General features: G+C 67.9%; 9 protein-coding genes. 6 read left to right on the top strand and 3 right to left on the bottom strand.

Annotation, left to right across the window (positions count from 1 at the left end; genetic code table 11):
* Positions 1–66: 66 nt before the first annotated feature.
* Together GT755_RS09305 and GT755_RS09300 are read left to right on the top strand one after the other, a co-directional pair.
* Positions 67–1,299, top strand: coding sequence for a hypothetical protein (locus GT755_RS09305; RefSeq protein ID WP_161479270.1), 1,233 nt, complete (start codon positions 67–69; stop codon positions 1,297–1,299).
* Positions 1,296–1,601 carry a hypothetical protein gene (locus tag GT755_RS09300; protein WP_161479269.1) on the top strand — a complete coding sequence of 102 codons (306 nt, stop codon included), beginning with the start codon at positions 1,296–1,298 and terminating at the stop codon, positions 1,599–1,601. Before GT755_RS09305 ends, GT755_RS09300 begins: the two co-directional genes overlap by 4 nt.
* Before the next feature lie 583 nt (positions 1,602–2,184).
* Here GT755_RS09300 and GT755_RS09295 read toward each other — a convergent pair.
* Complete coding sequence (locus GT755_RS09295) at positions 2,185–4,038, bottom strand: hypothetical protein (protein ID WP_161479268.1); 1,854 nt, start codon at positions 4,036–4,038, stop codon at positions 2,185–2,187.
* Between the two features lie 1,236 nt (positions 4,039–5,274).
* On the opposite strand from GT755_RS09295, the gene GT755_RS09290 reads away from it, so the two are divergent.
* The 4 genes from GT755_RS09290 (at position 5,275) to polX (ending at position 10,444) form a co-directional block, all read left to right on the top strand.
* On the top strand, positions 5,275–6,249 hold the full coding sequence (locus GT755_RS09290; protein ID WP_161479267.1) for an aldo/keto reductase: 975 nt from the start codon (positions 5,275–5,277) through the stop codon (positions 6,247–6,249).
* 339 nt (positions 6,250–6,588) lie between these two features.
* Positions 6,589–7,071, top strand: coding sequence for a hypothetical protein (locus tag GT755_RS09285; protein WP_161479266.1), 483 nt, complete (start codon positions 6,589–6,591; stop codon positions 7,069–7,071).
* 353 nt (positions 7,072–7,424) lie between these two features.
* Positions 7,425–8,759, top strand: coding sequence for a phenylacetate--CoA ligase family protein (locus GT755_RS09275; RefSeq protein WP_161479264.1), 1,335 nt, complete (start codon positions 7,425–7,427; stop codon positions 8,757–8,759).
* Between the two features lie 5 nt (positions 8,760–8,764).
* Entirely contained in the window at positions 8,765–10,444 is a 1,680-nt protein-coding gene (gene polX / locus GT755_RS09270; RefSeq protein WP_161479263.1) for a DNA polymerase/3'-5' exonuclease PolX, read from the top strand.
* A 108-nt stretch (positions 10,445–10,552) separates the two neighbouring features.
* Here the strand turns inward: polX and GT755_RS09265 are convergent, their stop codons facing one another.
* Both GT755_RS09265 and GT755_RS09260 read right to left on the bottom strand, forming a co-directional pair.
* A complete protein-coding gene (locus GT755_RS09265) occupies positions 10,553–11,341 on the bottom strand; it encodes an MOSC domain-containing protein (RefSeq protein ID WP_161479262.1) in 789 nt (262 codons plus the stop codon).
* The gene (locus GT755_RS09260; protein WP_161479261.1) at positions 11,338–12,210 is read right to left on the bottom strand and encodes an alpha/beta fold hydrolase; all 873 of its coding nucleotides are present in this window, start codon (positions 12,208–12,210) and stop codon (positions 11,338–11,340) included. The genes GT755_RS09265 and GT755_RS09260 overlap by 4 nt, the downstream gene beginning before the upstream one ends.
* Positions 12,211–12,286: the final 76 nt, after the last annotated feature.

The following is a 12,286-nucleotide window of genomic DNA, read 5'->3' as shown; positions in this document are numbered from 1 at the left end:
GCCGTCGACGAACGGCTGAAAGGGATCCCTCCCGAGCGAAGAGAGGAGATTCTCCGTCACCTTGACATGTTCCTGAACGGCCCTATCCTCGACGGCCTCTGGGCACGGGCATTCGACTCGGCGAACGAGAACCGATACGAAAACGACCGGCTCGGCCGAGCCTGGAAGTTCTTCCACCCCGACCCCGCCGGCCCACGAGCCCGACACCCGGTTCCGCCCCGGGTCACGTTCGGAGACCGGGCGCGCCTGTGTGCGTGCGCCGCCTTCGGCGCGGGGTCACTGGGCTGGCTCGCGGTGCTCGCCTGGCCGGGCAACGGGCCGTCGGTGATCATCGGGCTCCTGCTCTTCGCCACCGGAGCCCGTCTTGCGGTCCGGAACGGTCTCGAATGGCACTACCGGGTGACGCGACGATGGCGCGGCCGTCCGGAATGGCGCTCACTCAGCTATCGACCGGCTCCCCCGCCGAAGGGTTTCGCGGACAAGGTCGACCAAAAGTTCGACTACTACTTCGGTAAGTACGTCCCGGCGAACACCGCCCGGGAGGTCTGGCTGAGCCAGACAGAAGGCGTGCGGCACGACCTCCGGGACGAGATCGTCGAAATTTACCGAGAGGACAAGGTCACCGCCGATCAGGTCGCCTGGCTCATCCGGCACATGGTCAAAGACGTCCAGAAACGCTGGCTCGACGGCACTCTGTCGGATCGCCACAAGGTGCCTCACGTACCCAGGACCATAAAAGTGCCGGTTTACGCAGGGATCGCCGTGCTGCTCGCCAGCACTGGGATCATGACATGGAGCGCCCTCGACGGGTACGCCGCGATCAGCCCACTCATCACCTTCGCTCTCCTCCTTGGCGGCTGGGGTGCCGCCGGAAGGTGGTCGCACATCCGGTCCGAGCACCGGAGGTTCGAGACCGACGAGCAGGAGCGCGCCGTCGTACTGGCCGAGCGTCTGATCGCCTTCGAGAAGTGGCGAGAGGGGCTGGCCGACCGACCTCAGGACGTCGAAATGGCCGGGTGGCTAGACCACGACCGCAAGGCCTTGATGGCCAGGGCTATGACCCGCTACAAACTCACCGCGCGAGACATCGTCGCCCACGCCTTCATCGAACGGCCGGCCAAGGGCTACAAGAGAGGTCGCGTCAAGAACGGGCCGCGGCGGTTCTCGTGCTATCGAATCCAGGTGATTCTGCTGACCCGCGAGGGAGTCAGGCAGATGGCCATGACCCTCGACTTCCTCACCACCGACATCCGGCCGGGACGCGTTTCGGCTACCAGTACGAGAAGGTGGTGGCCGTGAAGGTGGATTCCGGCTTGGGCCGGAAGACCTTCGAGCTCACTCTGATGAACGGTGATCCGTACAAGATCACGGTGACGGGCGAAGAGGAGGGCCTGCTTGAAGTATCCGAGTTGACGCTCGACACGGCCGGAATGGGGAACACGCTGCACCTGCTGGAAGGGATCGCGACCGAGGGGAAGAAGTGGATAGACAATGAGCGGGTCCGGGAAATGAAGAAGGTGACCCAGCTCGCAGAGGCATCAGGCACGGTCTTCGATCAGTCGCCCCCGGAGCAGGACCAGGAGGAGGCGCCAGAGGGCTGACCCCCTCGACCACCCGTGCCCAAGCTCACGGTCTAGGGTCGAACCCATGGATTGTGCACGTCTGGGCACCACGGGCCTGAACATCAGCCGTATCTGTCACGGCATGATGAGATACGGTCGCCCCAGCGAAGGCGCGGAGTGGATGCTCCCCGAAGACCAGTCCGAAGCCCTGGTCCGCCAGGCCCTGGAAGTGCACGTCACCTTCTTCGACCCCGCCAACATCTACTCGCCGGCGCCTCGTAGATCGTCATGGGCAACCTGCTCAGGAAGTTCTTCGCGGCAAGAACGCGCCGACCGCCTGCACGACCTCGGGGAAGCCTGGGTCCCGGCAGGGTCAGCGCCGCGCGACCGCAGGTCGACCTCACCACGATCGCCCACCAGGGCCATCGCTCGGAAGCCGTGCCCCTTCGGTTCGAAGATGTACCGCCCCCCGTCCGTCAGGGAGGTGGTCCATGGCTCGGGCCAGCATCGGCTGCTAACTGATCGAAGACTCGAATGAAGGATCGCCTGATCCGGAGCACGGGCCGCGCCCCTGGGTGCGGTCTGAGGTCACAGGGGCGCGGCCGCGTCGGTTCTCCCGTGCCTAGTCCTTCGGCACGTACAGCCGGATGTTGTCGATGCGGGCCTGGCCCTCGCCGACGTTCGTGTACGGCTCACCGATGACGAAGTAGTCAGGGTAGGCCGAGCCGGCCGGCCACTGGTTGTCCCACGTCTTGGAGCCGAAGGCGCCCCCCGCGGTGTGCGAGGTGTTGAACTGGCCGTTGTACTCCGAGGCGTCCACGTTGTAGTGGAAGATCGGGACGTTGGCCCCGATCACGCCGGCGTCGTCGTCGATGAAGCCCCGGGTGAACCGGTAGGTCTGCTTGCCGACGTGCTTGAAGACGCCGCTGACCTCCATCGTGTAACCCGCCGGGGTGCGCTCGATGGCGAAGGAGTAGTCCTTGTGGGGCATCAGCTCGGGCTGCAGTTCCACGGCCGACTTCTGCACGCCGGAGACCGGGCGGCGGTCGCAGCTCGTCACGAACGTCTGCGACTGACCGAGCGAACCCGTGAAGTAGAGCATGTTGACCGTGGTCTTGTTGCTCTGGTCCCAGGGGTACTTCTGACCGGTCAGCGAGTTGCAGACGTCGTAGCCGGTGGTGTTCCGGGACGGGGCCGGGCTGAACTGGTCCATCAGCACCTTGCGGTGCCAGTGGTACATCGCCAGGTTCCGGGGCATCGCCGGGAAGTCGAGGATCGACATGAAGTGGAAGGCGTTGTACGCCTCGTTGCTGTCCTCCCGCACCGAGCGGGTGGCGCAGGGGTCGTTCGGGTCGATGTCGTTGGGGTTGCTGACCCAGGGGTAGAACGTCTTGCACTCCCCGAGCTTGTAGCCGTTGTACTTGCCGTCGTAGAACAGCGACCCGTTGCGCAGGCCGCCGAAGTCGAGCGTCTTGAGCTCGTACTCGATGCGGTAGTACTTCGGCAGCGGCTCGGTGTTGCGGATGATCGCGCCACCCGTGTAGTGAGGCACCGTGATGTTGGCGACGGCGCCCACGGTGTCCAGCTTCTCCGTCTTGATCGACGGACGTTCGGCGGTGTCGGTGTAGCTGTCGTCGACCCGCCCGCCGCTCTCACGCGTGGAGAGGGACGCCGTGAGCCAGCCGTCCTTGCCGAACTCGGTCTCCTGCCGGTAGGTCCGCATGGTCGCCATCGACGCGTCGAACTCGGGACCGAGCTGAAGTCGGTAGAGGTCGCCGTTGTCGTCGTTGTAGTCGTCGACCGGGTCGCTGTAGTCGTCGAGCACCCACGGGCTGGCCTCGGTGCGGATCTTCTTGTTGAACGGCTCGTCATACTTGAGCCGCCAGCGGATGGGGGTGGGCTCCGGCTCGGGCTCGGCGGCCGCGCACGGCGGGGTCACGCCGTCGTCGTCCTGGATGATCGTCAACTTCACGTTCTGCAAGGTCACCCCGGTCGTGCCCGCCTCGACGCGGAAGTCGGCGCCGCCGTTCTCGCGGTTGGCGAACCGGGCGTCCATCAGCTCGAAGCCCGCCGTCTTCCACGTGTTCGACCCGGTGCGGTTGACCGAACCCGTCGAGCCGTAGGCGCTGCTGGTCGAGTCGTACTGGACGCGGAAGGTGGCACCGCCCTCGTCGAAGTACTCGACCTGCAGGCACGCGACGTACGCGCCGTCGAAGGCGACCGCGTCGTCGACCTGGAAGTACATGTGCTGCGCCGGCGCCGAGGTCTGCACGGTCTTGCGGGCGTTCCGCCCGCCGACCGTCACGGGCGCGGTCGTGCCGTCACCCTGCTCGATCTGGCGAAGACCGTTCTCCTCGTTGACCTCGCCTAAGACGATCGAGGCGACGGTCCCCTCCGCGGCGGCCGACGTCGCGGCGGTCGGCGTCGCGTTGAGGAGCAGAGACGCCCCCAGGGTGACCACGCTCAGGGCCGCCACGGTCGAGCGACGTCCACGATTGCGAGTTGTTGCTTTCAATGCACTTCCTTTTCGGTTGAGCAAGGCGTCCGTTCGTGCCGCTCCGGGCCTCGGGACCGCGCCCGCGGCGCGGCCCCCGTCACGGGTGCCGATGTGCGCTGGTTCGATTCACTCGTCGGTCGCGCTCGCGCGCGGCAACTCCTTCCCGCCACCATCGGTGAGCACGAGCGTCGCGACAGGTGCCGGGAGTCCGTGCGAGACCGGTACTCGTAGCTCTTGGCCGTGCCGTGTGTCCTGGAACACCGTGTACGCATATCGGCTGGGCCGGTCGGGTCCTTCTCCAGGACGCCGAGCTCGAGCAGGGATGCGGCGGAGCGATGGCACGCGGCTGCCGGATCGCACGCGCTCGCACCCGTCTCCAGCAGCTCGAACACCTTAATCGTATTCGACGACTTCCTCGTCGCCGTCATTCCTGTCGCCACCATTCGAATAACTCGAATCCTCTTCGATTTGCTACCTCACCACAGCCTCGATAAATGCGAGACACCTTGTCAAGGGTTTCGATTCGCGGACTTCCCGGCCGATCGACCGGGCATTCGAGAATGTCGAATCGACGGTTCATCCCGACACCGGCGTGGGCCGTCGACGGTCGAGGGCCATAACGATGGGGACCGCGAGGTAACGCCGCTCGTCGAGACAGACCCGGTCATCGGCAGGCGGTGTTCGAAGGACGTCGGGCCGCACGCTTGCCCGCGACGCATCAGCCGCGTTTTCAATGGCCGATTTCCAAGGGAATCAGGAGGGCCTGGCATCAATCATGAGAGCGTCCAGGTCGCTACGAAGCGGGATCTCCCGCGTGGCAATAATGCTCCTCCGCGGTCTCTATCGGCCGAATCCTTCAATGGTCACGGAATGGCGGCACAAGGCGACGCAGTGATCATCCTGGCGCAGATAGCGGGCCTGCCCATTAAGTAATGGCGTTCCAGCGCCTTTTGATGACGGGCGGCCAGGTGCTGGGCGTGGCGGGCGCAGAAGTCGTCGCCGTCTTCCCGGTAGTCGGTATTTCCAGCGGCTTGCCGTCGAGTCGCACCGTCCGGCGGATGAATGCCTGTCCTTGCTCGGCATGCACAGGTCCTCCAGGGGCTTCGTCCGTCAAGCTCTGGCGATCCCGGATAAGCCGTCATTCGGCAGGCAGGCCAGAGATGAGGCCATGGACCCCTGGCATCCCGGCCCTGATCACGATCTAGGGTCGCACTTATGGAATACGTACGTTTGGGACGAACAGGACTCAAGGTCAGCCGCATCTGCCTCGGCATGATGAGCTACGGCCAACCGAGCGAAGCCGCGAGCTGGATCCTCCCCGAAGACCAGGCCGAACCCCTCGTCCGCCAGGCCGTCGAAGCGGGCATCACCTTCTTCGACACCGCCGACGTCTACTCAGCCGGCGCCTCCGAAGTCGTCACCGGCAATCTGCTCAGGAAGTTCTTCGACCGCCGCGACGACTACGTCCTCGCGACGAAGGTGTTCTTCCCCGTCCGCCAGGGCCACAACGACAAGGGCCTGTCGCGCAAGCACATCATGGCCGCCATCGACGACTCCCTCACCCGCCTGGGCACCGACTTCGTCGACCTCTACCAGATCCACCGCTGGGACGACGAAACCCCCATCGAAGAAACGATGGAGGCCCTGCACGACGTCGTGAAGGCAGGCAAGGCGAGATACATCGGCGCGAGCTCCATGCGCGCATGGCAGTTCGCCAAGGCCCAGCACGTCGCCGAGGTCAACGGCTGGACCAGGTTCGTGTCGATGCAGAACCACTACAACCTCCTCTACCGCGAGGAGGAGCGCGAGATGATCCCGCTCTGCGCCGACCAGGGCGTGGGCCTCATCCCGTGGTCCCCGCTGGCGAGGGGCCTGCTGGCCCGCGCCGGGCAGGAGCAGCACACCACCCGCCAGGAGGGCGACGGCGACCGCCAGCGCTTCCTGTACGGCGGACCGGGAGACGGAGACGTCCTGGCGAAGGTGGCCGAACTCGCCGGAGAAAGAGGCGTCGCCCCCGCGACTCTCGCGCTGGCCTGGCTGCTCCACCAGCCCGGCATGGTCGCACCCATCATCGGCGCGACCAAGGACGGCCACATCGGCGACGCCCTGGCCGCCGTCGGTCTCGATCTGTCGGACAAGGAACTGGCCTCTCTCCAGGAGCCCTACCAGCCCCGGTCCGCCCACTTCTGAGACAGGCGCCCGATCCAGGCCGACGGGCGCGCGGTACCCGTCGGCCTGGATGCGGCCGAAGCGCGTCTCCGATCCCGCGAAACGAGTAAGGCTGCGAAACCCTCTGGTCCGGCACGGGCCGATCAGAATGTGCGCAGGTGGGCGCGCGACTTCGGGCGGATCGCCGCCATCGGCATCTCGGCCGCCCGGGTGCCTGTCCAGTTCACCGTCCCGGCCGGCGAAAGGCGATCGGTTCCACCACGTGTCCCTCCGGCGGAACGGCGTGGAACGCCTTATGGGTGAGACACCGGCCACCGGCCGCGTCTCGAACTTGATACAGAACCCGAGAAGGACAGACCCATGAAAAGCGTTCTCACCCGGCTGGCCGCAACCCTCGTCGCCACCGTCGGCGTCATCGGCCTGACCACGGCCCCCGCCCAGGCCGCGACCGAGATCACCGCCCACCTCGAAATCGGCTTCAACAACGGCGTGCCGGCCGCCCGGACCATCAACCTGAGCGTGCACGTCCCCATGAACGAGTACGACGCCAACGGATACCTCATCCACGGCGCCCGGATCCAGGTCCGTTTCTACGGCAGCGACCCGGGCACCGACCCGCTGCTCTACGGCCCGGTCACCTGGTACAAGGACGACTACGGCCTGACCGCCGGCCCGGACGGCATCCACCTCGACTACGGCTGGGAGGTCCCCCAGGGCTCGTTCCTCAACGAGGACAGCGGCTTCGCCAACAACGGCGACGAGGTCTACATCGTCGCGAAGTTCATCGACGGCGACGGCGCGACCATCAGCGCCCAGTCCAACACCGAAGAAGGCCTCTACTGAGCCGACCCCTTGAGGCCGGTGGTCCGGCGCTCCCCCTTCCGCAGCCGGGCCACTTCACGCCAACCCGGAGCCGCCGACCAGCACCGGCGACCCCGGAACAGACCATGCCCCGCCGGGTCACGCCGACACCGACACCGCCCGGAACGCATACCCGTCCTGCCCCGGAGCCTCCCACTCCAGGTCGACAGGCTGCCCCGCAGTCAACACCCGATACCCCACAGCCCGGATATGGCTGAAGTGCGTCCAGCACCCGCCCGGCGTCTCCGGAGAGTCGATGACCCCCCACCCCTCGTCGGCGTGCCACTCCCGCACCACCCCTCGAACGCCCATATCCGGACGATACAGTCGCCCCCATGGCGCCCATCGAGTTGTTCCACCGTGTCGCGGCCACCGTCCCCGCCTACGCCGCGTTCCTCCGGGAGCACGACGTCGACCCGGCCCGCATCAGGACGGACGCCGACTTCGCCACCCTCCCCTTCACGACCAAGGACAACTACACCCGGCGCCACCCGCTCAACGACCTCTGCCGTGACGGCGTCCTCCAGGGCATGATCGCCGTCTCCTCCGGCTCGACCGGCGAGCCGTCGTTCTGGGCGCGGACCGCCGATGACGAGAAGGTCATCGCCGACCGGTTCGCCCAGGTCATGGATAATTTCGGCCGCAGGCCCACGCTGGCGGTCGTGTGTTTCTCCCTCGGCACCTGGGTGGGCGGCCTGTTCACCCTCGCCTGTGTCAGGCACCTCCAGGACCGTGGCTACCCGATCACCGTCGTCGCCCCGGGGAACAATCCGGCGGAGATCGCGCGGGTCGTGCCGCAGCTGGCCCCGCTGGCCGAGCAGACGGTCCTGTTCGGCTATCCGCCCTTCGTCAAGGATGTCATCGACACCCTCGACCTCCCCTGGGCGTCGTACAACATCAAGATCGTCACCGCGGGTGAGGTCTTCTCCGAGGAGTGGCGCACGCTGGTCGCCGAGCGGGCCGGGATCGCCGAACCGGTCAGGTCGTTCGCGTCGTTGTACGGCACCGCAGACGCTGGCGTCCTGGGCAACGAGACGCCGCTGTCCATCGAGATCAGGCGGCATCTGGCCGCCCGTCCCGATAAGGCCAGGGAGATCTTCGGGGCCGACCGGCTGCCGACGCTCGTCCAGTACGACCCGGCGGTCCGCTTCTTCGAGGAGTCCGGCGGAACGCTGCTGTTCAGCGGCGACAACGGCATCCCGCTGATCCGCTACCACATCGCCGACGAGGGCGGCCTGATCCCCTACCGGGAGATGCTGGACCGGATCGGCTTCCGGCCGACGGGCGAGGGGCCCGAGCTTCCGTTCGTGTACGTCTTCGGCCGCAGCCGCTTCGCCGTCTCCTTCTACGGCGCCAACGTCTACGCCGAGAACATCTCGGTCGGCCTGGAGCAGCCGGAGGTCAACAGGGCGGTGACCGGCAAGTTCGTGCTGGCGGCCCCGGAGGGCGCCGACGGGCTGCACGTCACCGTCGAGCTCGCCCCCGGCCGGGAGCCGTCCGACGACCTGGCGAAGGAGGTCGCGGCGCAGATCGTCGCCCACCTCCGGCGGCTGAACAGCGAGTTCGCCCACTACGTGCCGGAGCACAGGCAGCTCCCGCTGGTCACGCTGCGGCCCTACGCCGACCCGGTGGACTTCCCGCCCGGCGTCAAGCACCGCTATGTACGCTGATCGGCATGGCACGGGCGAATGACGAGGCCGCTGCGGCCCTGGAAGAGTACGCCGAACTGTTCGCGCTGAACGGCGGCGACGCCTTCCGGGTGCGCAGCTACCAGAAGGCGGCCAAGTCGATCGCCGGTTACCCCGACGACCTGCGCGAGATCCCGGTCCGCCAGATCCCGGGCGTCGGCGAGGCGATCGCGAAGAAGATGGAGGAGTTCCTCGAACGGGGGAGCTTCCGCCAGCTCGACGACCTGCGGTCGAAGGTGCCCGACGGCGTGCGGCGGCTGACGAGGATCCCGACCCTCGGGCCGAAGAAGGCGCTGTTCCTGTTCCAGGAGCTCGGCATCGACTCCCCCGACGCGCTGGCCGCCGCGATCGGCGAGGGACGGCTCAAGGGGCTGAAGGGCTTCGGGCCGAAGACCGAGGAGAACATCCTCAAGGGCATCGCGCAGATGGCCGAGACCCGCGTCCACCTGGGCGTCGCGGCCGAGCTGGCCGACCGGGTCATCGCCTCGCTCGACGCCGACCAGATCACCTTCGCCGGTTCGCTCCGCAGGATGCGCGACACGGTCGGCGACATCGACATCCTGGCCGTGGGCTCGCCCGAGCTGATGGAGCGCTTCGCCGGGCAGCCCTACGTCACCGAGGTCATCGCCCGCGGCGAGAAGAAGACGTCGGTGCGCACCGACCGGGGGCTCCAGGTTGACCTGCGGCTGGTCCCGGAGGAGTCGTGGGGGGCCGCGCTCATCTACTTCACCGGGTCGAAGGAGCACAACGTCCACCTTCGCGAGATGTGCGTGAAGAAGGGGTGGAAGCTCTCCGAATACGGGCTCTTCGACGCCGACGACAACGTCATCGCCGCCGCGACCGAGGAGGACATCTACGCCGCGCTCGGGATGGAGTGGATCCCCCCGACCCTCCGTGAGGACGGCGGCGAGATCCAGGCGGCGCTCAAGCATGAGCTGCCCCGGCTGGTCACGCTCGACGACCTGAAGGGCGACCTGCACACCCACACCGACCTGACCGACGGCATCGCCACGCTGGAGGACATGGTGGCCGCCGCCGCCAAGCGCGGCTACGCCTACTACGCCGTCACCGACCACGCCCCCGACCTGGTCATGCAGCGCATGACGCTGGAGAAGGCCCTGGCGCAGCGGGCCCGGCTCGACGAGCTCCAGAAGAGCTATCCCGGCATGCGGCTGCTGCACGGCAGCGAGCTCAACATCGGGCCCGACGGGAGCGTCGACTGGCCCGAGGAGATCCTCGCGGGCTTCGACGTGTGCGTGGCCAGCGTCCACTCCCACTTCAACCAGTCGCGCGACGAGATGACCCGCCGGTTCATCGCCGCCTGCGAGAACCCCCAGGTCGACATCATTGGCCACCCGACCACCCGGAAGATCGGCAGGCGTCCGGGCGTCGACGCCGACTGGGACGCGATCTTCCGCGCCGCCGCCCGCACCGGCACCGCGCTGGAGATCGACGCCTACCCCGACCGCGCCGACCTGCCCTCCGACCTGGTCCGCCTGGCCCGCCACCACGGCGTCAAGTTCTCCATCGACAGCGACTCCCACGCCATCCCCCACCTCGACAACCAGAAGTTCGGCGTCGGCATCGCCCAGCGCGGCTGGCTGACCCCCGACGACGTGATCAACACCTGGCCGATCGAGAAACTGCTGCGCTTCCTGGGCCGCTGAGAAAGCCTTCTTCCGTTACGGCTCCCGCCCGGCCGGCGCCGACCACCGCCCCCGGCCGGGCGCCGCATCCGGCGCCCCGCACCGCTCCCGGCGACCCGCCGTCACGACTCAGCACACCACCCGATCACCGACCGTGACACCGCCGGGCCGGACGACCTCGGCGTAGGCCCCCAGGCAGGGATATCCCCCGACGTGGTTGTCGCGCAGCAGGGTCCTGACCGCGTCGGTCCGGCGCGGCAGGTTCCCGTGGGCGAGCGTCGGGACCGCGCAGCGCGGGGTGGGGCCGAGGATCCGCAGCACCACCGGACCGACGGTGAGCTCGCGGCCGGTCCAGCCGTTCTCGGCGTAGGGCGTCGCACCGGGCAGGTCCACGACCAGGTTCGGCCGGTAGCGCACCATCTCCGCCCGGGCCTGGGCGAGGGTGGCGGTCGTCACCAGGTGGATCGCGGCGTAGTCGACGAAATTGCGGCCCGGCGTGCCCTGGCCGATCTGGAGGTGGATATAGGGCACGTCCGCGTCGACCCCGGCGTCCATGACCGCTTCGGGGTCCGGCCGGACCACCGTCGCCTGCTCCGGCCGGGTGGTCAGCAGGCGGACCTCGCGGCCCAGCGCCCGTGAGACGGCGTCGTCGGCGTGGTCGGCCCGCACCGTCCGGCCGCCCGGGAGCCGGATCAGGGTCGTCCCGTCGTCCCATCGGGCGGCGAAGCCGAGCAGGTCCCGCCACAACCGGGGATGCTTGGCGCTGGCCACCGTCCCGGTCGCCACGTCCAGCAGCGCGGCCACCCGGTCGCCCTCGACGCCCTGCTCGGTCACGGCCGCCGCTTCGACGTCCTCCCCGAGCATCGACTTGACCGGGTAGCGCCGCAGCGCCACCACCGATCCCGTGGCCGGGCTCATGCCGTCGGGAGGTGCTTGGAGAGGAACGTGCGGATCAGGGCCGCGACCTCGTCTCCGGCGCTCTCCAGCAGGAAGTGGCCGCCGTCGAACAGGTGGATCTCCGCGTGCGGGCTGTCGCGGGCGAAGGCGCGGGCCCCGTCGGGGCCGAAGAAGGGGTCGTGCCTGCCCCACGCCGCCAGCACCGGCACCCGCCTGGCCCGCAGCCACTCGTGCAGCGCCGGGTAGAGCGGCGGGTTCGTGGCGTAGTCGAGGAACAGCTGCAACTGGACCTCCGCGTTCCCGGGTCGTGAGATGGAGGCGTGGTCGAGGTGCCAGGTGTCCGGGCTGAGGACGCTCTCGTCCGCGACGCCGGTCACGTACTGGCTTCGGATCGCCTCCAGCGTGAAGGCCTCGCGCAGCGCCGCCTCGTTTTCCGGGCTCTGGTCCCGCTGGTAGTCCCACACGCCCTGCCAGCCCGCGGGGACGAAACCCTCGTCGTAGCCGTTCCCGTTCTGGCTGATCACCGCGACGACCGCCTCGGGGTCGCGGAGCGCCAGCCGCCAGCCGATCGGAGCGCCGTAGTCCTGGACGCCGATCGCGTAGCGGGTCACGCCCAACTGGTCGAGCAGCCCGGCGGTGAGGCCGGCCAGCGCGTCGAAGCTGTAGCCGAACTCGGCGACCGACGGCGCGTCCGACAATCCGAACCCGAGGTGGTCGGGGGCGATGACCCGATATCCCTCCAGCGCGGGGATCAGGTTGCGGAACATGAACGAGCTGGTCGGAAAGCCGTGCAGCAGCACGACCGTCGGCTGGCCCGCCGACCCGGCCTCGCGGTAGAAGAGACGGTGCCCGTCGACCGTCGCATACCGGTGGTGCACCCTCACGCTCATTGATCTAACCACCTTTCGTCATTGATGACGGTTAGATCGTAGGCCTGCGACGTGTAACCTTGTCAACAGGCGAATG

The sequence above is a fragment of the Herbidospora solisilvae genome (assembly GCF_009901565.1).
Taxonomy (GTDB): domain Bacteria; phylum Actinomycetota; class Actinomycetes; order Streptosporangiales; family Streptosporangiaceae; genus Herbidospora; species Herbidospora solisilvae.
This window is presented reverse-complemented; position numbering and strand designations above follow the sequence as displayed.